General features: G+C 61.4%; 24 protein-coding genes. 16 read left to right on the top strand and 8 right to left on the bottom strand.

Annotation, left to right across the window (positions count from 1 at the left end; genetic code table 11):
* Positions 1 to 12: 12 nt before the first annotated feature.
* Positions 13 to 1,038: a ferrochelatase gene (gene hemH, locus H0Z09_RS05110; protein WP_186688087.1), complete on the top strand. Its 1,026-nt coding sequence runs from the start codon at positions 13 to 15 to the stop codon at positions 1,036 to 1,038.
* A gap of 122 nt (positions 1,039 to 1,160) precedes the next feature.
* Here the strand turns inward: hemH and H0Z09_RS05115 are convergent, their stop codons facing one another.
* Positions 1,161 to 3,257 (bottom strand): TonB-dependent siderophore receptor, encoded by a 2,097-nt coding sequence (locus tag H0Z09_RS05115; protein WP_186688089.1) that lies wholly within the window; start codon positions 3,255 to 3,257, stop codon positions 1,161 to 1,163.
* Between the two features lie 112 nt (positions 3,258 to 3,369).
* Positions 3,370 to 4,524 carry a Do family serine endopeptidase AlgW gene (algW, locus tag H0Z09_RS05120; RefSeq protein WP_186688092.1) on the bottom strand — a complete coding sequence of 385 codons (1,155 nt, stop codon included), beginning with the start codon at positions 4,522 to 4,524 and terminating at the stop codon, positions 3,370 to 3,372.
* Positions 4,525 to 4,625: 101 nt separating this feature from the next.
* Between algW and H0Z09_RS05125 the strand changes: the two genes are divergently transcribed.
* From H0Z09_RS05125 to cysN, 3 genes are all read left to right on the top strand, one after another.
* Complete coding sequence (locus H0Z09_RS05125) at positions 4,626 to 5,384, top strand: Nif3-like dinuclear metal center hexameric protein (RefSeq protein WP_076951079.1); 759 nt, start codon at positions 4,626 to 4,628, stop codon at positions 5,382 to 5,384.
* 177 nt (positions 5,385 to 5,561) lie between these two features.
* The gene (gene cysD / locus H0Z09_RS05130; RefSeq protein WP_186688095.1) at positions 5,562 to 6,479 is read left to right on the top strand and encodes a sulfate adenylyltransferase subunit CysD; all 918 of its coding nucleotides are present in this window, start codon (positions 5,562 to 5,564) and stop codon (positions 6,477 to 6,479) included.
* Positions 6,480 to 6,488: 9 nt separating this feature from the next.
* The gene (gene cysN, locus H0Z09_RS05135) at positions 6,489 to 8,387 is read left to right on the top strand and encodes a sulfate adenylyltransferase subunit CysN (protein WP_186688098.1); all 1,899 of its coding nucleotides are present in this window, start codon (positions 6,489 to 6,491) and stop codon (positions 8,385 to 8,387) included.
* Between the two features lie 173 nt (positions 8,388 to 8,560).
* On the opposite strand, the gene H0Z09_RS05140 is transcribed toward cysN, so the two are convergent.
* The 3 genes from H0Z09_RS05140 to H0Z09_RS05150 form a co-directional block, all read right to left on the bottom strand.
* A complete protein-coding gene (locus H0Z09_RS05140; protein ID WP_076951083.1) occupies positions 8,561 to 9,460 on the bottom strand; it encodes an acyltransferase in 900 nt (299 codons plus the stop codon).
* Complete coding sequence (gene pta / locus H0Z09_RS05145) at positions 9,461 to 11,560, bottom strand: phosphate acetyltransferase (RefSeq protein WP_186688101.1); 2,100 nt, start codon at positions 11,558 to 11,560, stop codon at positions 9,461 to 9,463. It lies immediately after the preceding gene.
* Between the two features lie 79 nt (positions 11,561 to 11,639).
* Entirely contained in the window at positions 11,640 to 11,930 is a 291-nt protein-coding gene (locus H0Z09_RS05150; protein WP_186688612.1) for a DUF3565 domain-containing protein, read from the bottom strand.
* Here H0Z09_RS05150 and H0Z09_RS05155 point away from each other — a divergent pair.
* Entirely contained in the window at positions 11,929 to 12,414 is a 486-nt protein-coding gene (locus H0Z09_RS05155) for a peptidylprolyl isomerase (protein WP_003171645.1), read from the top strand. The genes H0Z09_RS05150 and H0Z09_RS05155 overlap by 2 nt on opposite strands.
* 265 nt (positions 12,415 to 12,679) lie before the next feature.
* Here H0Z09_RS05155 and rpsT read toward each other — a convergent pair whose 3' ends face one another.
* Complete coding sequence (gene rpsT / locus H0Z09_RS05160; RefSeq protein ID WP_003188401.1) at positions 12,680 to 12,958, bottom strand: 30S ribosomal protein S20; 279 nt, start codon at positions 12,956 to 12,958, stop codon at positions 12,680 to 12,682.
* Positions 12,959 to 13,211: 253 nt separating this feature from the next.
* On the opposite strand from rpsT, the gene murJ reads away from it, so the two are divergent.
* The 6 genes from murJ to ispH all read left to right on the top strand — a co-directional run bounded on the left by murJ (position 13,212) and on the right by ispH (position 20,729).
* Positions 13,212 to 14,750 (top strand): murein biosynthesis integral membrane protein MurJ, encoded by a 1,539-nt coding sequence (gene murJ, locus H0Z09_RS05165; protein WP_186688104.1) that lies wholly within the window; start codon positions 13,212 to 13,214, stop codon positions 14,748 to 14,750.
* Positions 14,751 to 14,869: 119 nt separating this feature from the next.
* Positions 14,870 to 15,808: a bifunctional riboflavin kinase/FAD synthetase gene (gene ribF / locus H0Z09_RS05170; protein ID WP_186688107.1), complete on the top strand. Its 939-nt coding sequence runs from the start codon at positions 14,870 to 14,872 to the stop codon at positions 15,806 to 15,808.
* A 14-nt stretch (positions 15,809 to 15,822) separates the two neighbouring features.
* On the top strand, positions 15,823 to 18,654 hold the full coding sequence (gene ileS / locus H0Z09_RS05175; protein ID WP_186688110.1) for an isoleucine--tRNA ligase: 2,832 nt from the start codon (positions 15,823 to 15,825) through the stop codon (positions 18,652 to 18,654).
* On the top strand, positions 18,647 to 19,156 hold the full coding sequence (gene lspA / locus H0Z09_RS05180) for a signal peptidase II (RefSeq protein WP_076951090.1): 510 nt from the start codon (positions 18,647 to 18,649) through the stop codon (positions 19,154 to 19,156). Before ileS ends, lspA begins: the two co-directional genes overlap by 8 nt.
* The gene (gene fkpB / locus H0Z09_RS05185) at positions 19,149 to 19,601 is read left to right on the top strand and encodes an FKBP-type peptidyl-prolyl cis-trans isomerase (protein WP_186688113.1); all 453 of its coding nucleotides are present in this window, start codon (positions 19,149 to 19,151) and stop codon (positions 19,599 to 19,601) included. Before lspA ends, fkpB begins: the two co-directional genes overlap by 8 nt.
* Positions 19,602 to 19,781: 180 nt before the next feature.
* Positions 19,782 to 20,729: a 4-hydroxy-3-methylbut-2-enyl diphosphate reductase gene (gene ispH / locus H0Z09_RS05190; RefSeq protein ID WP_076951092.1), complete on the top strand. Its 948-nt coding sequence runs from the start codon at positions 19,782 to 19,784 to the stop codon at positions 20,727 to 20,729.
* On the opposite strand, the gene H0Z09_RS05195 is transcribed toward ispH, so the two are convergent.
* Positions 20,683 to 21,264 carry a GspH/FimT family protein gene (locus tag H0Z09_RS05195; RefSeq protein ID WP_186688116.1) on the bottom strand — a complete coding sequence of 194 codons (582 nt, stop codon included), beginning with the start codon at positions 21,262 to 21,264 and terminating at the stop codon, positions 20,683 to 20,685. The genes ispH and H0Z09_RS05195 overlap by 47 nt on opposite strands.
* Before the next feature lie 193 nt (positions 21,265 to 21,457).
* On the opposite strand from H0Z09_RS05195, the gene pilV reads away from it, so the two are divergent.
* From pilV to thiO, 5 genes are all read left to right on the top strand, one after another.
* Positions 21,458 to 21,943 carry a type IV pilus modification protein PilV gene (gene pilV, locus H0Z09_RS05200; protein ID WP_186688118.1) on the top strand — a complete coding sequence of 162 codons (486 nt, stop codon included), beginning with the start codon at positions 21,458 to 21,460 and terminating at the stop codon, positions 21,941 to 21,943.
* Positions 21,940 to 22,647 carry a prepilin-type N-terminal cleavage/methylation domain-containing protein gene (locus H0Z09_RS05205; RefSeq protein WP_186688121.1) on the top strand — a complete coding sequence of 236 codons (708 nt, stop codon included), beginning with the start codon at positions 21,940 to 21,942 and terminating at the stop codon, positions 22,645 to 22,647. The genes pilV and H0Z09_RS05205 overlap by 4 nt, the downstream gene beginning before the upstream one ends.
* Positions 22,648 to 22,655: 8 nt before the next feature.
* Entirely contained in the window at positions 22,656 to 23,186 is a 531-nt protein-coding gene (locus H0Z09_RS05210; RefSeq protein ID WP_186688123.1) for a PilX N-terminal domain-containing pilus assembly protein, read from the top strand.
* Positions 23,187 to 23,197: 11 nt separating this feature from the next.
* A complete protein-coding gene (locus H0Z09_RS05215) occupies positions 23,198 to 23,599 on the top strand; it encodes a type IV pilin protein (protein WP_186688126.1) in 402 nt (133 codons plus the stop codon).
* A gap of 62 nt (positions 23,600 to 23,661) precedes the next feature.
* Positions 23,662 to 24,771: a glycine oxidase ThiO gene (gene thiO, locus H0Z09_RS05220; protein ID WP_186688129.1), complete on the top strand. Its 1,110-nt coding sequence runs from the start codon at positions 23,662 to 23,664 to the stop codon at positions 24,769 to 24,771.
* On the opposite strand, the gene H0Z09_RS05225 is transcribed toward thiO, so the two are convergent.
* Positions 24,758 to 24,991: a PP0621 family protein gene (locus H0Z09_RS05225; protein WP_076951098.1), complete on the bottom strand. Its 234-nt coding sequence runs from the start codon at positions 24,989 to 24,991 to the stop codon at positions 24,758 to 24,760. The genes thiO and H0Z09_RS05225 overlap by 14 nt on opposite strands.
* Positions 24,992 to 25,100 lie beyond the last annotated feature (109 nt).

Genomic DNA, 25,100 nt, shown 5'->3' on the forward strand with positions numbered 1-25,100 from the left:
ATAGGATGTTGCATGACGGATCACGCGTTGTTACTGGTCAACCTGGGCTCGCCAAAGTCCACTTCGGTGGCCGATGTGCGCAGCTACCTCAATCAATTCCTGATGGACCCTTATGTGATCGACCTGCCGTGGCCGGTGCGCCGCTTGCTGGTGTCGCTGATCCTGATCAAGCGGCCCGAGCAGTCGGCCCACGCGTATGCCTCGATCTGGTGGGACGAAGGCTCGCCGCTGGTGGTACTCAGTCGCCGCCTGCAGCAGCAGATGACCGCGCAGTGGACCCAAGGCCCCGTGGAATTGGCGATGCGCTACGGCGAGCCGTCCATTGAAACTGTACTCACGCGCCTCGCGGCCCAAGGCATCCGCAAGGTCACCCTGGCGCCGCTGTATCCGCAGTTTGCCGATAGCACCGTGACAACGGTGATTGAAGAGGCCAAGCGGGTTGTGCGCGAGAAGAGACTGGACGTGCAGTTCTCGATCCTGCAGCCGTTCTACGACCAGCCGGAATACCTCGATGCCCTGGCGGCGAGCGCTCGGTCTTATGTCGAGCAGGATTACGACCACCTGCTGCTGAGTTTCCACGGGCTGCCTGAGCGCCACCTGACCAAGCTCGACCCGACGGGCCAGCATTGCTTAAAGGATGCGGACTGCTGCAAGAACGCCTCCGCCCAGGTGATGAAGACCTGCTATCGCGCGCAATGCTTCAGCGTCGCCCGCGATTTCGCCGCGCGTCTGGGCTTGCCGGATGACAAATGGTCGGTGGCCTTCCAATCGCGCCTGGGCCGCGCCAAGTGGATCGAACCTTACACTGAAGCCCGCCTGGAAGCCCTGGCCAGGCAAGGCGTGAAAAAGCTGCTGGTGATGTGCCCGGCGTTTGTCGCCGATTGCATCGAGACGCTGGAAGAGATCGGCGATCGCGGGCTGGAGCAGTTCCGCGAGGCGGGGGGGGAAGAGCTGGTGCTGGTGCCGTGCCTGAATGATGATCCGCAGTGGGCTAAGGCGCTCAATACCCTGTGTGAGCGCGCACCGATTACGCTGTAACCAAGCCTTGTAGTGATCCAATTGTGGGAGCTGGCTTGCCTGCGATAGCGGTCTGTCAGTTAGCTCATCACTGCCTGATACACCGCTATCGCAGGCAAGCCAGCTCCCACATGTTGATTGTGTTACAAGTTCAGGGTCAGGCTCACCGTGAGATTGCGCGGCTCACCCGGGTTGATCCAATAGGTGCTATAGGACCGTTCGTAGTACTTTTCATCAAACAGGTTGTTGAGGTTCAAGCCCACGGTCACATTCTCCGTGGCCTTGTAGTGGGCCAGCAGATCCACGGTATGGTACGCCGGCAGCTCGAAACCCGTGCCGGCCTCACCGGAGCGATCGCCCACATAGGTAAACGCCGCCCCCAGGTCGGAGCCGCGCAACACGCCATCCTGGAATTCATACACGCCCAACAGACTGCCGCTGCGCTTGGCCACGCCGAGAATCCGGCTGCCGGCTGGAATGCTTTTATCGCCTTTGGTGACTTCGGCGTCGATGTAGGCAAAGGCGCCAATCACCCGTACGGCGTCAGTCACTTGCCCGGTCAGTTGCAGGTCGACGCCCTGGCTGCGCGCCTTGCCCACGGCGCGGTTGAGGTTGGTGGTCGGGTCCAGCGTGAGCACGTTTTCCTTTTCGATATGGAACGCCGCGAGGGTGGCGCTGAGGCGGTCGTCGAACAGTTCGCTCTTGATCCCCACTTCGTAACCCACGCCTTCTTCCGGCTTGAACGGCTTGTTGTCGGCGCCCAGGCCGCTGTTGGGTTTGAACGAGGTGGAGGCGTTGGCGAACACGCCGACTTGCGGCGTGAGCTGATAGAGCAGGCCGGCGCGCTGGGTGAATGCATCGTGGGTCTGCCGACTTGCAGGTGCGTTGCGTGTGAAGTCATCGATGCTCTGCTCGAAATGCTCGAAACGCGCACCGATCATGCCGCGCAGCCGATCGGTGAACACGATCTGGTCTTGCAGGTTCAGCGCATGGCTTTTGGTCTGTTCGAAGAAGTCCGTGCCGGAGCGCACGCCGTTGGGCTTGGCCTGACTGTACACCGGAGTGTAGATGTCGATGGCGTAAGGGCTGCCGCTGATGGCCGTCACACGTTCCTTCTTGCGGTAATCCTCATACTCGGTGCCGACCAGCAGTTCATGCTGCCAACTGCCGATGTCGAACAAACCACGCAGTTCAAGCTGGGTGATGCTGTCGTGCCAACCCATCGAGCGTTCGCGGTAGCGGCGGTTGATCGTCTGGCCATCGGGGTTCAGCGCACGGTTTTCCGAGGCGTCGCCCCACAGGCTGCCTTGTTTGTAGTGGCTGGCCAGGCGCAGTTTCCAGGCGTCGTTGAGGTGGTGCTCAAGCGTGGCCTGGAGGCGGTTGTTATGGTTGTCGATATCGCCATCGTTGGGCTCGCCGAGGAAGGTGGAGCGCGACATACCCGCAGCGTCGACAATGCCACGGTCGAAGGTGGAGCTGTGGCGCACGAATTCGCTTTCCACCAACAGGCTGGTGTCCGGGTCCAGTTGCCAGCTGAACGAAGGGGCGACGAATACCCGCTTGCTCTGCACATGGTCGCGAAAGCTGTGGTTGTCTTCCACCGCCAGGTTGACCCGCGACAGCACCTTGCCTTCGCTGTCCAGCGGGGTGTTGACGTCCAAGGCGGTGCGGTAGCGGTCCCAACTGCCGGCGCTGGTCTGAAGGGTGGTGAAGGCTTCGGGCTGGGGTTTCTTGGTGACGATATTTACGGTGCCGCCGGGATCGCCGCGCCCGTAGAGGCTGGCGGCGGGGCCCTTGAGCACTTCGATGCGTTCGATATTCGCCGCGTCCGGTGTGCTCGGGTAACCACGGTTGGCACTGAAACCGTCCTGGTAGAACTCTGACGTGGTGAAACCGCGCACGCTGTATTCGTAGAGGGTGAGGCCACCGAAGTTGTTTTGCTTGGACACACCGCCGGCGAACTCCAAGGCGCGTTCCACGTTGGTGCTGCCCAGATCCTTGAGCACCGTGGCGGGAATCACGCTGATCGATTGTGGGATATCGCGAATGGCCGTGTCGGTTTTTGTCGCGCTGGCGGAACGGGTCGCGCGGTAGCCGGTGACCGGGCCGGTGGCGGACTCATATGCGTCAGTAGTGACACTGATAGCGTCGAGTTCCAGGGTGTTTTCTTCAGCGAAGGCGGGGTCGAGCAGCAAACCCAAGGCCAGGCCAGCCAGGGGGGCAAACTTTCGAGACGGCATGATAGAGCGTTCCAATGTCGATATTGAAACAATATAACATGACCAATGAGAATGAATTGCTTTGAAATATATTCTTACAGGTACCCGCGAACGGGTACCTCGGCCAGACCGCTTATTCTTCTTCCTTGACCGGCGCGGGCGGTGGACGCAGGCCGATTTCCGCCAGCAGCTTGATCTCCTTTCCGTTGCGCATCACCTGGATCGCCACCTTGTCGGTCGGCTTGATCCGCGCCACCTGGTTCATCGACTTGCGCCCGTCGCCCGCCGGTTCGCCGTTGATGCTGAGGATCACATCCCCCAGTTGCAGGCCGGCTTTCTGGGCCGGGCCGTCACGGAAGATCCCCGCGACCACGATGCCAGGGCGCCCAGTCAAGCCAAACGACTCGGCCAGCTCCTTGGTCAGCGGCTGCACTTCAATCCCCAGCCACCCGCGAATCACCTGGCCGTGTTCGATGATCGACTTCATCACTTCCATCGCCAGCTTCACCGGGATCGCAAAGCCGATGCCCTGTGAACCGCCGGACTTGGAGAAAATCGCCGTGTTGATGCCCGTCAGGTTGCCATTGGCATCCACCAGCGCGCCGCCGGAGTTGCCCGGGTTGATCGCGGCGTCGGTCTGGATGAAATCTTCGTAGCTGTTAAGGCCCAACTGGTTACGCCCGGTGGCGCTGATAATGCCCATGGTCACGGTCTGGCCCACCCCGAATGGGTTGCCGATGGCCAGTGCCACGTCACCTACCCGCAAACCGTCGGAGCGGCCCAGGGTGATGGATGGCAGGTTCTTCAAGTCGATCTTCAACACGGCAAGGTCGGTTTCCGGGTCGCTGCCCACCACACGGGCCAGGGTTTCGCGGCCGTCACGCAGGGCCACCACGATCTGGTCGGCGCCGGTGGTCACGTGGTTGTTGGTGAGGATGTAGCCTTCGGGGCTCATGATTACCCCGGAACCCAGGCTGGATTCCATGCGGCGTTGCTTGGGCCCGTTATCGCCGAAATAGCGGCGAAACTGCGGGTCCTCAAATAGCGGATGGGCCGGTTTGTTGATGACCTTGGTGGTATACAGGTTGACCACGGCCGGGGCGGCGATGGTGACCGCATCGGCATACGTGACGGGGCCTTGCACCACCGCGCTGGTCTGCGGCGCCTGTTGCAGGTTCACATCAAGGCTGGGTAGACCCACCAGCCCCGGGAAACGCTGAATAATCAGCATCGCGATCAGCACGCCAGCCAGCAATGGCCATCCAAAAAAACGCAGCGCCTTGAGCATCAAGTAAGTCCTGACAGGTTGCAGGGGGCGGGAGAGCGCCCATAATGTCGCGCATTATACGAGGCTGCGACGCCTGCGAACGGGATATTTAGGAGACTTTTATGGCCGTCCCCCTTACCACCCTCGTCGAGGAAGCGGACCGCTACCTCGGCAGTGCAAAAATTGCCGATTACTGCCCCAACGGTCTGCAGGTCGAGGGGCGCCCGCAGGTGATGCGTATCGTCAGCGGCGTGACCGCAAGCCAAGCCCTGCTGGACGCCGCCGTCGACGCCCAGGCCGATCTGATCCTGGTGCACCACGGCTATTTCTGGAAAGGCGAAAACCCCTGCATCACCGGCATGAAGCAGCGCCGCCTGAAGACGTTGCTCAAGCATGACATCAGCCTGCTGGCCTACCACCTGCCGCTGGACCTGCACCCCGACGTCGGTAATAACGTGCAGCTTGCCAGGCAACTGGACATCACCGTCGAAGGCCCGCTGGACCCGAGCAATCCCAAAGTCGTCGGCCTGGTCGGCTCCCTCGCCGAGCCGTTGTCACCCCGCGACTTCGCTCGCCGTGTGCAGGAAGTCATGGGCCGCGAACCGCTGCTGATCGAAGGCAGCGAGATGATCCGCCGCGTCGGCTGGTGCACCGGCGGTGGCCAGGGCTATATCGACCAGGCGATTGCCGCCGGCGTCGACCTGTACCTGAGTGGCGAAGCATCGGAGCAAACTTTCCATAGCGCGCGTGAAAACAACATCAGCTTTATCGCCGCCGGCCACCACGCCACCGAGCGTTATGGCGTACAGGCGCTGGGGGATTACCTGGCACGGCGCTTTGCGCTGGAGCATCTGTTCATTGACTGCCCCAACCCGATTTAACTGTCACCTGGCATCAAATGTGGGAGCTGGCTCCCACAGGAAGCCCAAACCTCGGGGCATATTCATATATCGTTTCGATCTAGCCGGCGCCCTGATTAGAAGCAGGTGCTGTGCTAGCATGCCCCGCTCGAACACGGCCCGCTGGCCGTCCATAAGATCGTTTTTCCGTGAGTAACCATGGTCGACAAACTGACGCATCTCAAACAGCTGGAGGCGGAAAGCATCCACATCATCCGCGAGGTCGCCGCCGAGTTCGACAACCCGGTGATGCTCTACTCGATCGGTAAAGACTCCGCCGTGATGCTGCACCTGGCACGCAAGGCCTTCTTCCCGGGCAAGCTGCCGTTCCCGGTGATGCACGTCGACACTCGCTGGAAATTCCAGGAGATGTACGCGTTCCGCGACAAAATGGTCGAAGAGCTGGGCCTGGACTTGATCACGCACATCAACCCCGATGGCGTGGCGCAGAACATCAACCCGTTCACCCACGGCAGCGCCAAGCACACCGACATCATGAAGACCGAAGGCCTCAAGCAGGCCCTGGATAAGCATGGTTTCGACGCAGCGTTCGGCGGCGCCCGTCGCGATGAAGAGAAATCCCGCGCCAAAGAGCGCGTGTACTCGTTCCGCGACAGCAAGCACCGCTGGGACCCGAAGAACCAACGGCCCGAGCTGTGGAACGTCTACAACGGCAACGTCAACAAGGGCGAGTCGATCCGCGTGTTCCCGCTGTCCAACTGGACCGAGCTGGACATCTGGCAGTACATCTACCTGGAAGGCATCCCGATCGTGCCGCTGTACTTCGCCGCCGAACGCGACGTGATCGAGAAGAACGGCACGCTGATCATGATCGACGACGAGCGCATCCTCGAGCACTTGTCCGACGAAGACAAAGCCCGCATCGTCAAAAAGAAAGTCCGTTTCCGTACCCTGGGCTGCTACCCGTTGACGGGCGCGGTGGAGTCCGAAGCCGAGACGCTGACGGACATCATTCAGGAAATGCTCCTGACGCGAACTTCCGAGCGCCAGGGCCGTGTCATCGACCACGATGGTGCCGGCTCCATGGAAGATAAAAAACGTCAGGGTTATTTCTAAGGGGTTGTCATGTCGCACGTATCTGATTTGATCAGCGAGGACATCCTCGCCTACCTGGCCCAGCACGAGCGCAAGGAAATGTTGCGCTTCCTGACCTGCGGCAATGTCGACGACGGCAAGAGCACCCTGATCGGGCGCCTGCTGCACGACTCCAAGATGATCTACGAAGATCACCTGGAAGCCATCACCCGCGATTCGAAAAAATCCGGCACCACCGGCGATGACATCGACCTGGCGCTGCTGGTCGACGGCCTGCAGGCCGAGCGTGAGCAGGGCATCACCATCGATGTGGCCTACCGCTACTTCTCCACCGCCAAGCGCAAATTCATCATCGCCGACACCCCCGGCCATGAGCAGTACACCCGCAACATGGCCACCGGTGCATCCACCTGTGACCTGGCGATCATTCTGATCGACGCCCGCTACGGCGTGCAGACCCAGACCCGTCGCCACAGCTTCATCGCCTCGTTGCTGGGCATCAAACACATTGTGGTGGCCGTCAACAAGATGGACATCAATGGCTTTGACCAGAGCGTATTCGAGCAGATCAAGGCCGATTACCTGAAGTTCGCCGACGGTATCGCGTTCAAGCCAAGCACCCTGGCGTTCGTGCCGATGTCGGCGCTCAAAGGCGACAACGTGGTGAACAAGAGCGAGCGTTCGCCCTGGTACACCGGCCAGTCGCTGATGGAGATCCTCGAAACCGTCGAGATCGCCAACGACCGCAACTACACCGACCTGCGCTTCCCGGTGCAGTACGTCAACCGTCCGAACCTGAACTTCCGGGGTTTTGCCGGCACCCTGGCCAGCGGCATCGTGCACAAGGGCGACGAAGTCGTGGTGCTGCCGTCGGGCAAGAGCAGCCGCGTGAAATCCATCGTCACCTTCGAAGGTGAACTGGAGCACGCAGGTCCCGGTCAAGCGGTGACGCTGACCATGGAAGACGAGATCGATATCTCCCGTGGCGACCTGCTGGTACACGCCGACAACGTGCCGCAAGTGACCGACGCGTTCGACGCCATGCTGGTGTGGATGGCCGAAGAGCCGATGCTGCCGGGCAAGAAGTACGATATCAAGCGCGCCACCAGCTACGTGCCGGGGTCCATCACCAGCATTGTGCATCGCGTGGATGTGAACACCCTGGCCGAAGGCCCGGCGAGCTCGCTGCAACTGAACGAGATCGGCCGGGTCAAGGTCAGCCTCGACGCCGCTATCGCCCTGGACGGTTACGACAGCAATCGCACCACCGGCGCGTTCATCGTCATCGACCGCTTGACCAACGGCACCGTGGCCGCCGGCATGATCATCGCCCCGCCGGTCACTCACGGCAGCGCGGCGCAGCATGGCAAGTTGGCCCATGTGGCCACCGAAGAGCGCGCCCTGCGTTTCGGCCAGCAACCGGCGACCGTGCTGTTCAGCGGTTTGTCGGGCGCCGGCAAGAGCACCCTGGCCTACGCGGTCGAACGCAAATTGTTCGACATGGGCCGCGCGGTGTTCGTGCTCGATGGTCAGAACCTGCGTCACGACCTGAACAAAGGCTTGCCGCAGGATCGTGCTGGCCGCACCGAAAACTGGCGTCGTGCCGCTCACGTGGCGCGCCAGTTCAACGAAGCGGGCCTGTTGACCCTGGCCGCGTTTGTCGCGCCGGATGCCGAAGGCCGCGAACAGGCCAAGGCGCTGATCGGTGCCGAGCGCCTGCTGACGGTCTACGTGCAAGCCTCGCCGCTGGTGTGTGCCGAGCGTGATCCGCAAGGTCTTTACGCCGCCGGTGGGGATAACATTCCGGGCGAGTCCTTCCCGTACGACGTGCCGTTGAATGCCGATCTGGTGATCGACACCCAGGCCCTGTCGCTGGAAGAGAGCGTCAAGCAAGTGCTGGCGTTGTTGCGTCAGCGCGGCGCGATCTAAACCTCGCGGCCACAAAAAAGCCCGCCACCGATCACTCGGTGGCGGGCTTTTTACATTTTCAAGGTTGGGCTCGGTCAATGTGGGAGCTGGCTTGCCTGCGATAGCTGACTGTCAGTTGATAAATGTGCAGCTGGCCCACCGCTATCGCAGGCAAGCCAGCTCCCACAGGTTGATCAGTGTTTACCTGGGAATTCTGTGTGCAGTCTTTCCAGCAACTGATCCTTCTCTTCCCACAACCGGTTGATCCACCCCTGGAACGCCAGCCGATACTCCCCATCCTGCTCATAATTCTTGCCAATGAACTCAGCCGGGATCGGCACTTCCTCAAACTGAACCACGACGTCCTTCACCTTCCCGCACAGCAAATCCCAGTACCCAGGACGCCCGGCAGGGTAGTGAATGGTCACGTTCACCAGCGACTTCAACTGCTCGCCCATGGCGTCCAGCACAAACGCAATCCCGCCAGCCTTGGGTTTGAGCAAATAGCGAAACGGCGAGTTCTGCTGCGCATGTTTGCCGGGTGTGAACCGTGTGCCTTCGGCAAAGTTAAAGATGCCTACCGGATTGTGGCGAAATTTCGCACAGGTCTTGCGCGTGGTTTCCAGGTCCTTGCCTTTCTTCTCCGGGTGTTTCTCCAGGTACGCCTTGGTGTAGCGTTTCATGAACGGAAAGCCCAACGCCCACCAGGCCAGGCCAATCACCGGCACCCAGATCAGTTCCTGCTTGAGAAAGAACTTCAAGGGGCGAATGCGGCGGTTGAGCACGTATTGCAGCACCATGATGTCGACCCAGCTCTGGTGGTTGCTGGTCACCAAGTAGGAGTGTTGATAGTCCAGGCCTTCAAGGCCTTTAAGGTGCCAGCGCGTGCGTTGCACTAGGTTCATCCAGCCCTTGTTGTTGGTCACCCAGGCTTCGTGAGTGTGGTTCATCAGCCATTCGCTGAAGCGCTTGGCAAACGGCAGCGCCTTGAACAGCGCGACGATAAACAGGAACGAACACAGCAGGATCGTGTTCAGCGCCAGCAACAGGGACGCGATCACACCACGCACGGCGGCAGGTAGAAAATCCAGCATTTAGATATCCATAGGTCGGTTGGCGGCTTGGATCGCAGTGAGCGCGATGGTGTACACGATGTCGTCCACCTGGGCACCGCGTGGCAGGTCGTTGACCGGTTTGCGCAGGCCCTGCAGCATCGGCCCGAGGCTGACGCAATCGGCGCTGCGCTGTACGGCTTTGTAGGTGGTGTTGCCAGTATTCAGGTCCGGGAACACGAATACCGTGGCCTTGCCGGCGACCAGGCTGTCGGGCGCCAGTTGGCGGGCCACGGTTTCGTTGGCGGCGGCGTCGTATTGCAGCGGGCCGTCGATCAGCAGCGAACTTTGCTGTTCGTGGGCGAGCAGGGTGGCTTCGCGGACTTTCTCCACTTCCTCGCCACTGGCCGAATCGCCGCTGGAATAGCTGATCATCGCCACGCGCGGGGTAATGCCGAACGCGGCGGCGGAATCGGCGCTTTGCAGGGCAATCTCCGCCAGGTCGGCGGCGCTCGGGTGCGGGTTCATCACACAGTCGCCGTACACCAGCACCTGCTCCGGGAACAGCATGAAGAACACCGACGACACCAGCGTGCAGCCCGGCGCGGTCTTGATCAACTGCAGGGCGGGGCGGATGGTATTGGCGGTGGAATGAACGACGCCGGAGACCAGGCCGTCCACTTCATCCAGGGCGAGCATCATCGTGGCGATCACCACGGTGTCTTCCAGTTGCTGCTCGGCCATCGGCGCGTTGAGGCTCTTGCTCTTGCGCAACGCGACCATCGGTTCGACATAACGCTGGCGAATCAGGTCCGGGTCGAGAATCTCCAGGCCTTCGGGCAGTTCGATGCCCTGGGCGCGGGCGACCGCTTCCACATCCGCCGGCTTGGCCAGCAACACGCAGCGGGCAATGCCACGGGCCTGGCAGATGGCGGCGGCTTGCACGGTCAGCGGCTCGCTGCCTTCGGGCAACACGATGCGCTTGTTGGCGGCCTGGGCGCGCTGGATCAACTGGTAACGGAACACGGCCGGCGACAGGCGCATCTCCCGTGGCGTGCCGCAACGCTGGTGCAGCCAGCGCGCATCGAGGTGGCTGGCGACGAAATCGGTGATGATCTCCGCGCGCTCGCGGTCATCGATGGGGATTTCCTTGTTCAGGCCATTGAGCTGGTTCGCGGTGTCGTAGGAACCGCTGCTCACCGACAGCACCGGCAGCCCGGCCTGGAAAGCGCCTCGGCACAGCTCCATGATGCGCGGGTCGGGCAGGGTGTCGCTGGTCAGCAACAGGCCGGCCAGGGGCACGCCGTTGATCGCGGCCAGGCTGACGGCGAGAATGATGTCGTCGCGGTCGCCGGGCGTCACCACCAGCACGCCGGGCTTGAGCAGCTCTACGGTGTTGCGCATGGTGCGCGCGCAGATAATGATCTTGGTCATGCGCCGGGTTTCATAATCGCCAGCGTTGAGGATCTGCGCGCCCATCAGGTCGGCGACATCGCGAGTGCGCGGCGCGTTGAGTTCGGGCTGGTAGGGAATGCAGCCGAGCAGGCGGAAATCACCGCTGCGCAACAACGGGGAATGTTCCTTGAGGCGCGCCGAGAAGGCTTCCATGCTCTCGTCGGTGCGCACCTTGTTGAGGATCACGCCGAGCACTTTCGGGTCTTTCGGGCCACCGAACAGTTGAGCCTGCAGTTCCACGCGGCCGGAGAGTTCGGTGAGCACTTCGTTTTCCGGGGCCGAGACCAGGATTACTTCCGCGTCCAGGCTCTTGGCCAGGTGCAGGTTGACCCGTGCTGCATAGCTGGCGCTGCGGGTCGGCACCATGCCTTCGACGATCAATACGTCCTTGCCCACCGCCGCCTGCTGATACAGCGTGATGATTTCTTCAAGCAGCTCGTCAAGCTGACCGTCGCCAAGCATCCGCTCGACATGGGCCAGCCCCAGGGGTTGCGGCGGCTTCAGGCCGTGGGTGCGCGCGATCAGTTCGGTCGAACGCTCGGGGCCGGTGTCTCCCGGATGCGGCTGGGCAATCGGCTTGAAAAAACCGACTTTCAGGCCGGCTCGCTCAAGGGTGCGCACCAGCCCAAGGCTGATGGAGGTCAGACCCACACCAAAATCGGTGGGCGCGATAAAAAAAGTTTGCATGCGAATTCTCTGGAGTTGCATGGCTTGGGTGGCGCTCTATGGCTGAGCGCCTACCGCGAATCAGGTGCCAAGGTTATCGTTATTCGGGCTCTTGCGCACACCAGCCGCAGGCAAAGGACTGGCCTATTTTTTCAATACGTTGCGCAGGGTCGAGCACCCAGGCGCGCGACTTCCAGGGCGGCTGATGACGCAGGTGCTGGGTGTGGCCGCAGGACAGCTCGGCCACCCAGTGTTGGTCGTCATCCTGGTGGAACCCGATGATGAAGGATGCCGTTGATCGGTTCCGTCCGTCCGGGTTCTGTTCGCTTTCGGGCAAATCCTTGTTTAGACTTGTCCGTTCTTCATTCTTATGCAAAAGGTCTCGCCCCATGACGATCGCCGCTAACAAGGCTGTCTCCATCGACTATACCCTGACCAACGACGCTGGTGAGGTCATCGACAGCTCAGCCGGCGGCGCGCCGCTGGTCTACCTGCAAGGCGCGGGTAACATCATCCCAGGCCTGGAAAAGGCCCTGGAAGGCAAGGCAGTTGGTGATGAACTGACCGTCGCCGTAGAACCTGAAGATGCCTACGGCGAATACTCAGCCGAGCTGGTCAGCACGCTGAGCCGCAGCATGTTCGAAGGCGTCGACGAGCTGGAAGTCGGCATGCAGTTCCACGCCTCCGCGCCGGACGGCCAAATGCAGATCGTCACCATCCGCGACCTGGATGGCGACGACGTGACCGTCGACGGCAACCACCCGTTGGCTGGTCAGCGCCTGAACTTCCAGGTGAAGATCGTCGCCATTCGCGACGCTTCCCAGGAAGAAGTGGCCCACGGCCACGTTCATGGTGAAGGCGGTCACCACCATTGATCGATGGTTTGATCAAGCGGTAGCAAAAACGCCCCGACTGGTTCGGGGCGTTTTTTTGCCCAAAAATGTGGGAGCTGGCTTGCCTGCGATACAGACAACTCGATACATCAGGCATACCCGGTTGGTGCTATCGCAGGCAAGCCAGCTCCCACATTTTGATCGGCATGCTCCAGATATGAGCTACAAACAAAAATGCCCCATACCTTTCGGTACGGGGCATTTCCTAACTGTTTCACAACCTGGGTTGCGTTGCAGTTCTTACCACTTAGGCTGCAGCAGGAACGCTCAGAGCCTTGATGTGGCCATTCAGGCGGCTCTTATGACGAGCGGCCTTGTTCTTGTGGATGATGCCTTTATCGGCCATACGGTCGATAACTGGCACAGCCAGAACGTAAGCAGCTTGGGCTTTTTCAGCGTCTTTGGTGTCGATGGCTTTAACTACATTCTTGATGTAGGTACGAACCATGGAACGCAGGCTGGCGTTGTGGCTGCGACGCTTCTCAGCCTGTTTTGCACGTTTTTTGGCGGAAGGTGTGTTGGCCACCGTCGAGCTCCTCGAAAGACTTTTTAGGAAATAGCAAACAAAATAGGCCGCGAATCATGCCGATGACTTGACGGGTTGTCAAGGGCGGCTGATGCGAACTGCTGAGTGGTCGATCTGAAGAGGCGGGTGATTTATTTCCGGCGCTTGACCTGTAAACTCGCGAGCTTTGGCTCTGTGCTGTTGCAGGCGCGCAGTATCGCATAAGTGGGCGCTTTGTTCGCCTGCTCTTTATCTATAGGCGCAAACTCTTTCAATGAATCTGCTTAAATCGTTGGCCGCGGTCAGCTCTATCACGATGATCTCCCGGGTTCTGGGGTTCGTGCGCGACACCCTGCTGGCGCGCATTTTTGGCGCCAGCATGGCCACGGATGCCTTCTTTATTGCCTTTAAATTGCCCAACCTGCTGCGGCGGATCTTCGCCGAAGGCGCATTTTCCCAAGCCTTCGTGCCGATCCTGGCCGAATACAAGACCCAGCAGGGCGAGGAGGCGACCCGCACCTTTATCGCCTATGTCTCGGGCCTGTTGACGCTGGTGTTGATGCTGGTGACCATTCTCGGCATGCTCGCCGCCCCCTGGGTGATCTGGGCCACGGCGCCTGGCTTTGCCAATACGCCGGAAAAGTTTGCGCTGACCACTGATCTGCTGCGGGTGACCTTTCCTTATATATTGCTGATCTCGCTTTCGTCATTGGCCGGGGCGATCCTCAATACCTGGAACCGGTTTTCGGTGCCGGCCTTCGTGCCGACCCTGCTGAACGTCAGCATGATCCTCTTCGCCCTGTTCCTCACACCGTACTTCGATCCGCCGGTGATGGCCCTGGGTTGGGCCGTACTGGCCGGCGGCCTGGCGCAATTGCTTTACCAACTGCCGCACCTGAAAAAGATCGGCATGCTCGTGTTGCCGCGCCTGAACCTCAAGGACACCGGCGTATGGCGCGTGATGCGCAACATGCTGCCGGCGATCCTCGGCGTGTCGGTCAGCCAGATTTCGCTGATCATCAACACCGCGTTCGCTTCGTTGCTGGTGTCCGGCTCGGTGTCGTGGATGTACTACGCCGACCGGCTGATGGAATTACCGTCCGGCGTATTGGGCGTGGCCCTGGGCACGATCCTGCTGCCGACCCTGGCGCGCACCTACGCCAGCAAGGATCGCCAGGAATATTCGCGCATTCTCGATTGGGGGCTGCGCCTGTGCTTTGTGCTGGTGCTGCCGTGTGCGCTGGCGCTGGGGATCCTGGCAGAGCCGTTGACCGTGTCGCTGTTTCAATACGGCCAATTCGATGCCCATGACGCCCTGATGACGCAGCACGCCCTGGTCGCCTATTCCGTCGGGCTGCTGGGCATTATCGTGATCAAGGTGCTGGCGCCGGGCTTTTATGCCCAGCAGAACATCCGCACACCGGTGAAAATCGCGATTTTCACGCTGATCGTGACCCAATTGCTTAACCTTGTGTTCATCGGCCCGTTGCAACATGCCGGCCTGGCCCTGGCCATCAGTGCCGGTGCGTGCATCAACGCCGGCCTGCTGTATTACCAGTTGCGTAAACAAAAGATGTACCAGCCGCAACCGGGCTGGGGGCTGTTTGCCCTTAAGCTGTTGGTCGCGGTGGCGATGATGTCGGCCGTGTTGCTGGGCCTGATGCACGTTATGCCTGCCTGGAGCGAAGGCGGCATGCTGGAACGCTTCATGCGCCTTGGCGTGCTGGTAGTCGCCGGTGTGCTGGTGTACTTCGGGATGTTGCTGCTGCAAGGCTTTCGCCTGCGCGATTTCAATCGCAAGTCGTTGAGCTAGAGAGTTTGCCGCGATAAAACGGTTGTTTTAGCGATTCGATCCATTTGGCCTGCGGTGTTGCCTGTCGTCCGGGGCCGGGTGTGGTTATAATCGACCACTTTATGAGCAAGAAGCGCGTTATGCAGCTGGTTCGAGGTCTCCACAACCTGCGCCCCGAGCATCGGGGCTGCGTCGCCACTATTGGCAACTTTGACGGTGTTCACCGTGGCCACCAGGCTATCCTGGCCCGGCTGCGCGAGCGCGCGGTCGAGTTGGGCGTGCCCAGCTGCGTGGTGATTTTCGAGCCGCAGCCGCGGGAATATTTTACCCCCGAGACTGCGCCGGCCCGTCTGGCCCGCCTGCGTGACAAGCTGCAACTGCTGGCTGAAGAAGGCGTGGACCGCGTCCTCTGCCTGGCCTTCAACCAGCGCTTGCAAAGCCTGAGCGCCGCCGAGTTCGTCGACCGTATCCTGGTCGATGGCCTGGGCGTTGAGCATTTGGAGGTCGGCGACGACTTCCGCTTTGGTTGCGACCGCGTCGGGGATTTCGATTTCCTGCAGCAGGCCGGCGCCAACCAGGGGTTTACCGTCGAAGCCGCGCAAACCGTTGAACTCGACGGCCTGCGCGTGAGCAGTACCCAGGTGCGTAACGCCTTGGCCGCCGCCGACTTTGCCTTGGCCGAGCGTTTGCTAGGTCGCCCGTTCCGCATTGCCGGTCGGGTTCTGCACGGCCAGAAGCTGGCGCGCCAATTGGGCACGCCAACCGCCAACGTGCAACTCAAGCGCCGCCGTGTGCCGCTGACCGGGGTTTACCTGGTCAGCGTCGACATCGACGGCCAATCGTGGCCGGGAGTCGCCAACATAGGCGTCAGGCCCACGGTTGCAGGTGATGGCAAGGCCCACCTGGAGGTTCACCTTTTGGATTTTGCCGGTGATTTATACGACCGGCGTTTGACGGTGGTTTTCCACCAGAAGCTGCGTGAAGAGCAGCGTTTCGCCTCCCTCGAGGCGTTGAAAACGGCGATCAATGCGGATGTCGCCGCCGCCCGTGCACTAGCCGCACCTAGCGCCCATCGCTAACCGAAGAGCCTTAAATGACCGACTATAAAGCCACGCTAAACCTTCCGGACACCGCCTTCCCAATGAAGGCCGGCCTGCCACAGCGCGAACCGCAGATCCTGCAGCGCTGGGACAGTATTGGCCTGTACGGAAAGTTGCGCGAAATTGGCAAGGATCGTCCGAAGTTCGTCCTGCACGACGGCCCTCCTTATGCCAACGGCACGATTCACATCGGTCATGCGCTGAACAAGATTCTCAAGGACATGATCCTGCGCTCCAAAACCCTTTCGGGCTTCGATGCACCGTATGTCCCTGGTTGGGACTGCCACGGCCTGCCGATCGAGCACAAGGTCGAGGTCACCTACGGCAAGAATCTGGGCGCGGACAAGACCCGCGAACTGTGCCGTGCCTATGCCGCCGAGCAGATCGAAGGCCAGAAGTCCGAATTTATCCGCCTGGGCGTGTTGGGCGAGTGGGACAACCCCTACAAGACCATGAGCTTCAAGAACGAGGCCGGTGAAATCCGCGCCTTGGCCGAAATCGTCAAGGGCGGTTTCGTGTTCAAGGGCCTCAAGCCCGTGAACTGGTGCTTCGACTGCGGTTCGGCCCTGGCCGAAGCGGAAGTCGAGTACGAAGAGAAGAAGTCCTCGACCATCGACGTGGCCTTCCCGGTCGCCGACGAGGCCAAGCTGGCCCAGGCGTTCGGCCTGGCGTCGCTGGCCAAGCCGGCGGCCATCGTGATCTGGACCACCACCCCGTGGACCATCCCGGCCAACCAGGCGCTGAACGTGCACCCGGAATTCACCTACGCCCTGGTGGACGTCGGTGACCGCCTGCTCGTGCTTGCTGAAGAAATGGTCGAGGCCTGCCTGGCCCGCTACGAACTGCAAGGTTCGGTCATCGCGACCACCACCGGCTCCGCGCTGGAACTGATCAATTTCCGCCACCCGTTTTATGACCGCCTGTCGCCGGTGTACCTGGCTGACTACGTTGAACTGGGCTCGGGTACCGGCATCGTTCACTGCTCGCCTGCCTACGGCGTCGATGACTTTGTGATCTGCAAGCAGTACGGCCTGGTCAACGACGACATCATCAACCCGGTGCAAAGCAACGGCGTGTACGTGCCGTCGCTGGAGTTCTTCGGCGGCCAGTTCATCTTCAAGGCCGATCCGGCGATCATCGAAAAGCTGCGTGAAGTCGGTGCGCTGATGCAAACCGCCACCATCCAGCACAGCTACATGCATTGCTGGCGCCACAAGACCCCGCTGATCTACCGCGCCACCGCGCAGTGGTTTATCGGCATGGACAAAGCGCCGACCAGCGGCGAAACCCTGCGTAACCGCGCTATCGAAGCCATCGAAGACACCAAGTTCGTGCCGGCCTGGGGCCAGGCGCGCCTGCATTCGATGATCGCCAACCGTCCGGACTGGTGCATCTCCCGCCAGCGTAACTGGGGCGTGCCGATCCCGTTCTTCCTGAACAAGGAAAGCGGCGAGCTGCACCCGCGCACCGTCGAGCTGATGGAAGCCGTGGCCCAGCGCGTTGAGCAGGAAGGCATCGAAGCCTGGTTCAAAATGGACGCCGCCGAACTGCTGGGCGATGAAGCGCCGCAGTACGAAAAGATCAGCGACACCCTCGACGTGTGGTTCGACTCGGGCACTACCCATTGGCACGTGCTGCGCGGTTCCCACCCGATGGGCCACGAGACCGGCCCGCGTGCCGACCTGTACCTGGAAGGTTCGGACCAGCACCGTGGCTGGTTCCACTCGTCGCTGCTGACCGGTTGCGCCATCGACAACCACGCGCCGTACCGCGAATTGCTGACCCACGGCTTCACTGTCGATGAAAACGGTCGCAAGATGTCCAAGTCGCTCAAGAACGTGATCGAACCGAAAAAGATCAACGACACCCTGGGCGCCGACATCATGCGCCTGTGGGTCGCCTCGACCGATTATTCGGGCGAAATTGCCGTCTCCGAGCAGATCCTTGCCCGTAGCGCCGACGCCTACCGTCGCATCCGCAATACCGCACGCTTCATGCTGTCGAACCTGACCGGCTTCAACCCGGCCACCGACATCCTGCCGGCCGAGGACATGCTCGCCCTCGACCGTTGGGCCATGGACCGCGCGCTGTTGTTGCAGCGCGAGTTGCAGGAAAGCTACGGCGAATACCGTTTCTGGAACGTCTACTCGAAGATCCATAACTTCTGCGTGCAGGAGCTGGGTGGGTTCTACCTCGACATCATCAAGGACCGCCAGTACACCACCGGCGCCAACAGCAAGGCGCGCCGCTCGGCGCAGACCGCGCTGTACCACATCAGCGAGGCGCTGGTGCGCTGGATCGCGCCGATCCTGGCGTTCACCGCCGACGAGCTGTGGGAGTACCTGCCGGGCGAGCGCAACGAGTCCGTCATGCTCAACACCTGGTACGAAGGCCTGACCGAACTGCCGGCCGACTTCGAACTGGGCCGCGAGTACTGGGAAGGCGTGATGGCCGTGAAGGTTGCGGTGAACAAGGAGCTGGAAGTGCAGCGTGCGGCCAAGGCCGTCGGTGGCAACCTGCAAGCCGAAGTCACCCTGTTCGCCGAGGAAGGCCTGAGCGCCGACCTGGCCAAACTGAGCAATGAGCTGCGCTTCGTGTTGATCACTTCTACCGCCAGCCTGGCGCCGTTTGCCCAGGCGCCGGTGGACGCTGTCGCCACCGAAGTGCCGGGCCTCAAGCTCAAGGTGGTCAAGTCGGCCTTCCCCAAGTGCGCCCGCTGCTGGCATTGCCGTGAAGACGTCGGCGTGAACCCTGAGCATCCGGAAATCTGCGGTCGTTGCGTCGACAACATCAGCGGTGCCGGCGAGGTTCGCCACTATGCTTAAAACCAGTCGTTTCGGACGTCTGGGCTGGCTCGTGCTGAGCCTGCTGGTGCTGGTCATCGACCAGGTCAGCAAGGCTCATTTCGAAGGCTCCCTGCAGATGTTCCAGCAAATCGTGGTGATCCCGGATTACTTCAGCTGGACCCTGGCCTACAACACCGGCGCTGCCTTCAGCTTTCTGGCTGATGGCGGTGGCTGGCAGCGCTGGCTGTTCGCCGTGATCGCGCTGGTGGTCAGCGCGGTACTGGTGGTGTGGCTCAAGCGCCTGGGGCGCGATGACACCTGGCTGGCCATCGCCTTGGCCCTGGTTCTGGGCGGCGCGCTGGGCAACCTGTACGACCGCATTGCCCTGGGCCATGTGATCGACTTTATCCTGGTGCACTGGCAGAACCGCCATTACTTCCCGGCGTTCAATTTTGCCGACAGCGCCATCACCGTCGGTGCAATCATGCTGGCGCTGGACATGTTCAGAAGCAAGAAAACCGGAGAGACCGTCAATGACTGATCAGGTATTGGCCGGGCAACGCATCGGCCAGAACACGGAAGTCACTTTGCATTTCGCACTGCGCCTGGAGAACGGCGACACGGTCGACAGCACGTTCGACAAAGCCCCCGCCACCTTCAAGGTCGGCGACGGCAACCTGCTGCCGGGTTTCGAAGCGGCCCTGTTCGGCTTCAAGGCTGGCGACAAGCGTACCCTGCAGATCCTGCCGGAAAACGCCTTCGGCCAGCCCAACCCGCAAAACGTGCAGATCATCCCGCGCTCGCAGTTCCAGGACATGGACCTGTCGGAAGGCTTGCTGGTGATCTTCAACGATGCGGCGAATACCGAGCTGCCCGGTGTGGTGAAAACCTTCGATGACGCGCAAGTGACCATCGACTTCAACCACCCGTTAGCCGGCAAGACACTGACCTTTGACGTTGAGATTATTAACGTCAAAGCGCTGTAACCGACCGCGCGCGGTCTAGAATGTGGGAGCGGGCTTGCTCGCGAATGCGGTGGTTCAGTTAAAACATCTTTGACTGACACACCGTATTCGCGAGCAAGCCCGCTCCCACCTTTGATCTTCATTGTCAGTTGGGTTAGCGTCAAACCTGACCCAAAGTGGCTGCAAGACACGAGGCACAGCATGCAAATCAAACTCGCCAACCCCCGTGGCTTCTGCGCCGGTGTGGACCGGGCGATCGAAATCGTCAACCGCGCCCTGGAAGTCTTCGGGCCGCCGATCTACGTGCGCCACGAAGTCGTCCACAATAAATTCGTGGTCGAAGACCTGCGCGCGCGCGGTGCCATTTTCGTCGAAGAGCTGGACCAGGTCCCGGATGACGTGATCGTCATCTTCAGCGCCCACGGCGTCTCCCAGGCCGTGCGTACCGAAGCGGCGGGCCGTGGCCTGAAAGTCTTTGATGCAACCTGCCCACTGGTGACCAAGGTACACATCGAAGTCGCGCGCTACAGCCGTGACGGTCGAGAGTGCATTCTGATCGGCCATGCCGGGCACCCGGAAGTCGAAGGCACCATGGGCCAGTACGACGCTGGCAATGGTGGCGCCATTTACCTGGTTGAAGACGAAAAAGACGTCGCCAACCTGCAGGTGCATAACCCCGAGCGCCTGGCATTCGTGACCCAGACCACCTTGTCCATGGACGACACCAGCCGCGTGATCGACGCGCTGCGCAGTCGCTTCCCGGCCATTGGCGGGCCACGCAAGGACGACATCTGCTACGCTACCCAAAACCGCCAGGACGCGGTCAAGCAATTGGCGGATGAATGCGATGTGGTGCTGGTAGTGGGCAGCCCCAACAGCTCCAACTCCAACCGCCTGCGCGAACTGGCTGAGCGCATGGCAACGCCGGCGTACCTGATCGATGGTGCCGAAGATATGCAGCGCAGCTGGTTCGAGGGCGTCGAGCGTATCGGCATCACGGCGGGCGCTTCGGCGCCGGAAGTGCTGGTGCGTGGTGTGATCCAGCAACTGCACGCCTGGGGTGCCACCGGGGCCGATGAACTGGCTGGCCGCGAGGAGAACATCACCTTCTCCATGCCCAAGGAGCTGCGGGTTCGCTCGCTGCTTTGACTGCCCGGGTGCCGGAGTCGCTCCGGCACAATGCCTGCTCGGCTCTTTCGCTGCGCAGGCTGATGCGCCCGCTGGGCGCCAGGACGACCTGGAACCGGCTCTCTGCCTGGTCCCGGGCACACACATGCACAGTGCCGGCTCGAAACCCTCCCCCTGAAAACACCGGTTCGCCCAACCCGCTGAAGCGCACTTGGTTCTTCAGCGGCCCATTGCCCACGACCGGCACCTGCCCGCTGTCCTGACGTTCCAGCAGCACTGGATTTGTATCGTCCAGATAGCCGCGTCCGCTTAGGTCCGCGATTACCCGCCAACCTCGCCCCCAGTCTTCGTCCAGGGCGTAAATGACCACCGCCTGGTTGCGGGCGATGGCTTCGGTGCGTGCGTAGCGCAGCCCTCCCGCCAGGGACTGTGCCGCGCTATGTCGTTGCTGTGATTCCAGCAGGTTCTTGAAGCCGGGCACGGCCAGGTTGGCCAGGATGCTGCTGATGATCAGTCCGAGCAGCAGTTCTATCAGGGTGAAACCTCGTTGTTGCATGCGCCGTCCCTCCGTGGATTCAGGTCGAGCCTTAGGTATAGCGCCCGGGCTGCGGCGCTGGATGGTGGCCTTTATGTCCAAAGTATTTCCCTTTGTTCCTGGAGCGGCGCCGGCGAAAAACCGGCGCTAGTCTTGGGTCGCACAGCAGACTTGAGCTGCTTTTTTTCGGCCCTCGACACGGAAGACGACGGTAATGCTTGCCTGCCCCCACACCGGTTTTTCCCAGGATTTGCCTCGCCACCAGGTCGGCATGACGCTGATTGAGGTGCTGATCGCAGTACTGATTCTCGCCGTTGGCCTGCTGGGCTCGGCGGTGATCCAACTAAACGCGCTCAAATACACCGACAGTGCCAGGATGACCAGCCAGGCCAGTTTCATTGCCTATGACATGCTTGATCGCATCCGCGCCAACTCGGCCGCCGACTACACATGGGGGCGGTCCGGGCGTGCCCCGGCGAGCATCGCTGACGCCAGCGTGCGCGATCTGGACCTGCATGATTTCGAGGCGAACATCCTTGGCTTTGCCGGGGAGGGCGGCAAAGGCTCGGTGTCGGTCAGCGCAAGTGAAGTGACTGTCAGCATCAGTTGGGATGACAGTCGAGGGGCTAACAGGCCGGGCGCCAGGGAAACGTTCACCCTGACCAGCCGTATCAGTGATGAGCCGGGGGTGGCCCAATGAGGCGGCGTGTTCGAGGTTTCAGCCTGGTGGAGTTGCTGCTGGCGCTGGCAATGGGCTTGGTGCTGGTGCTCGGGGCCAGCCAGGTCGTGATAAGCACCAACGCCACCCACGCCAGCCAGCAGGCCGCCATGCTGCTGCAGGATGATGCGCGGTTCGTGCTAGGCAAGATAACCCAGGATATTCGCCAGGCCGGCATGTTCGGCTGTCTGGCCACGGGGTTTATCGACAACGCCCCGCCAATCTTTGACCAGCCTGTCAGTTGGGCTGCCGGGACGGGCGCGAAGACGCTCACGCTGGTGACTGCGGCTGTCGGTAGTGAGAGTGGCAAGCCGGACTGGACCGTGTTGTCCGACTGCACCGGTACCGCCCAGGCGTATGCCGCAAGCGGCCCAGCGCCTGCACCCGGTCAGATCCGTTTTGCGTTGCGTCAACTCACCTACACCTTCGAAGCGGGGCAATTGAAGGTCAGCACGCCTGCGGCTCCGGCCAAGGCGGTGTTGGTGGATAACGTGCAGGCATTCGATATCAGCTTTGGCGTATCCGCCAAGCCCTCATCGGTGGAGGTGGTGCGCTACGACGCGAGCCCGGCCGACCTGTTTCTGGTGCGCAGTGTGCGCATCCGGATGACGCTGCAAGACCCGACCGGTCGGGTAAAAGACCAAACCTACAGCGTCGTCGCGGCGCTGCGAAACCGTCTGGGGTAGGGCGACCAATGATGCTCACAGAAGGTTTTCGTTTGCGCCAGGCCGGCATGGTGCTGCTGATCAGCCTGGTGTTCCTGTTGCTTGTGTCGCTGGTGGGTATGACATCGATGCAAGGCGCCATTACCCAGCAAAAGATCAGCGCCAGCCTTTGGCACCGCAATCAGTCGCTGCAAAGTGCCGAAAGCGGTTTGCGGCACGGAGAGTCTGCCGTACGGCGGTCCTTCGCAGCGCTGCCGTTGTGCCAGTCAGTTGTCTCCTGTGCGCCACCGCAAGCGGCTTTTTCGGTAGTCGGGTCCGGCGTGGACCCTATTTCGGGCATGACGTGGGTGGCGCTGAAGGGCGGCCTGTACGGCGTCCAGTTTCTGGGGCCTTCCGTAGGGCTGGCGCATCTACCGCCACACACCCAGGCATGGGTTTACCGAGTGACGGCAGTCGGGCTGAGCGGCCAAGTGCGCACGGTGCTGGAGAGCGTCTATGCGCGGGTAGAAGAGGAGAGCGGCGCGCGATTTCGGCGTGTGGCATGGCGGCAACTTCGATAGGGAGCAATGGAATGGGCATGGATAGCCAGGGGTTTACCCTGATCGAGTTACTGATCGCCGTGGCGATCATCGCTGTATTGGCCGGGATCGCTTACCCCGGGTACACCGGCCACATGAAAAAGGTCTATCGCGCCGAGATCGTCGCGTTGTTGATGGAGCAGGCTCAGCACCTGGAGCGCTTTTATACGAGGAATGGCACTTTTATTGACGCAGACGGCCTCAGTGCGGGCAATGATCACTATAGAATCAGCGCTGCATTGAACCCTCGGGATTTCCAGCTGGTGGCCACGCCCGCCGTCGACTCGGTCATGCTCGGCGATCCTTGCGGTGACTTCAGCCTGAGCAGCACCGCTGCGCGGGAAAACCCCGGCGCGGCACCGGGAATGGCGCGCAAGCTGTGCTGGGGGCAATGATGAGGATGCTGGATGATTGGGCGCCAGGTGCGCTTGTTCCTATTTATCGGCTGGATCAAATGATGGCAGAGCAACAGCGGGTAGTGATTGTCGGTGGCGGAGTCATCGGCTTGTTGACGGCGTTCAACCTGGCGACCCAAGGGCAAGCAGTGGTGTTACTGGAGCGCGCGGCTTTGGGCCAGGAGTCATCCTGGGCGGGCGGTGGCATTGTTTCGCCACTCTATCCCTGGCGCTACGGCCCGGCGGTCACCGCGCTGGCGCATTGGTCCCAGGATTTTTATCCACAACTGGCGCAGCGTCTGTTTGCCGCGACGGGCGTTGACCCCGAGGTGCATACCACTGGCCTGTATTGGCTGGACCTGGACGACGAAGCCGAAGCCCTGGCCTGGGCTGCGCGGGAAGGGCGCCCATTGAGCAAAGTAGACGTCTCGGCGGCCCTCGAAGCCGTTCCGGTACTGGGTGGTGGGTACTCCCAGGCGATCTACATGGCCAATGTCGCCAATGTGCGCAACCCGCGGCTGGTCAAGTCCCTCAAGGCGGCGCTGCTGGCGTTGCCTGGCGTGACTGTTCATGAGCAGTGTGAAGTGACCGGGTTTGTTCTGGATGCCGGCGATGTAGTGGGCGTGAATACCGCGGAGGGTCCGGTGCTGGGCGATCAGGTCGTGTTGGCGGCGGGGGCGTGGAGCGGTGAGTTGCTCGGCACGCTGGGCCTTTCGTTGCCGGTCGAGCCGGTCAAAGGCCAGATGATCCTGTACAAATGCGCCTCGGACTTCCTGTCGAGCATGGTCCTGGCCAAGGGGCGTTATGCGATCCCGCGACGTGACGGGCATATCCTGATCGGCAGTACCCTGGAGCATGAAGGGTTCGACAAAACCCCCACCGAAACGGCGCTGGAAAGCCTCAAGGCCTCAGCGGTGGAGTTGATCCCCGCCTTGGCCGACGCCGAAGTGGTGGGGCATTGGGCCGGATTGCGCCCCGGTTCGCCCCAGGGCATCCCGTACATCGGCCGGGTGCCGGGCTTCAACGGGTTGTGGCTCAACTGCGGGCATTACCGCAACGGCCTGGTACTGGCGCCAGCGTCCTGCCAATTGTTTACCGATTTGCTGCTGGCGCGTGCGCCCATCATCGACCCGACGCCGTATGCGCCCGAAGGCCGGCTCAGCGCTGGATAGACTTGGGCCCTTGTTCCAGGTGCGCCTGGGTGCAATACCACTCCTGGCGCGAGCTCAAGGCGCGATCCTGTGGCAGGTGCACGCCGCAGTGGGCGCAGCGCACCATCAGCGCGGCGCCGGGCTCGCTGGCGCGCTGTCGTTTAGCGGCCGGGCTTTTGAATTTGCGCCAGAACCATACCGCGGCGGCAATGACGGCAATCCAGAACAGTAGACGAAGCATGATGGCGGTTTCTCGACAAGGAATGCGCCAGTTTAGCCAAGGACCTGCCAAGCGCACAGCGCAATAATACCGCCCACAAAAAAGGAGCCTCGAAAGGCTCCTTCTTCTA

It is taken from the genome of Pseudomonas sp. SWRI18, from assembly GCF_014268345.1.
Classification (GTDB): Bacteria; Pseudomonadota; Gammaproteobacteria; order Pseudomonadales; family Pseudomonadaceae; genus Aquipseudomonas; species Aquipseudomonas cedrina.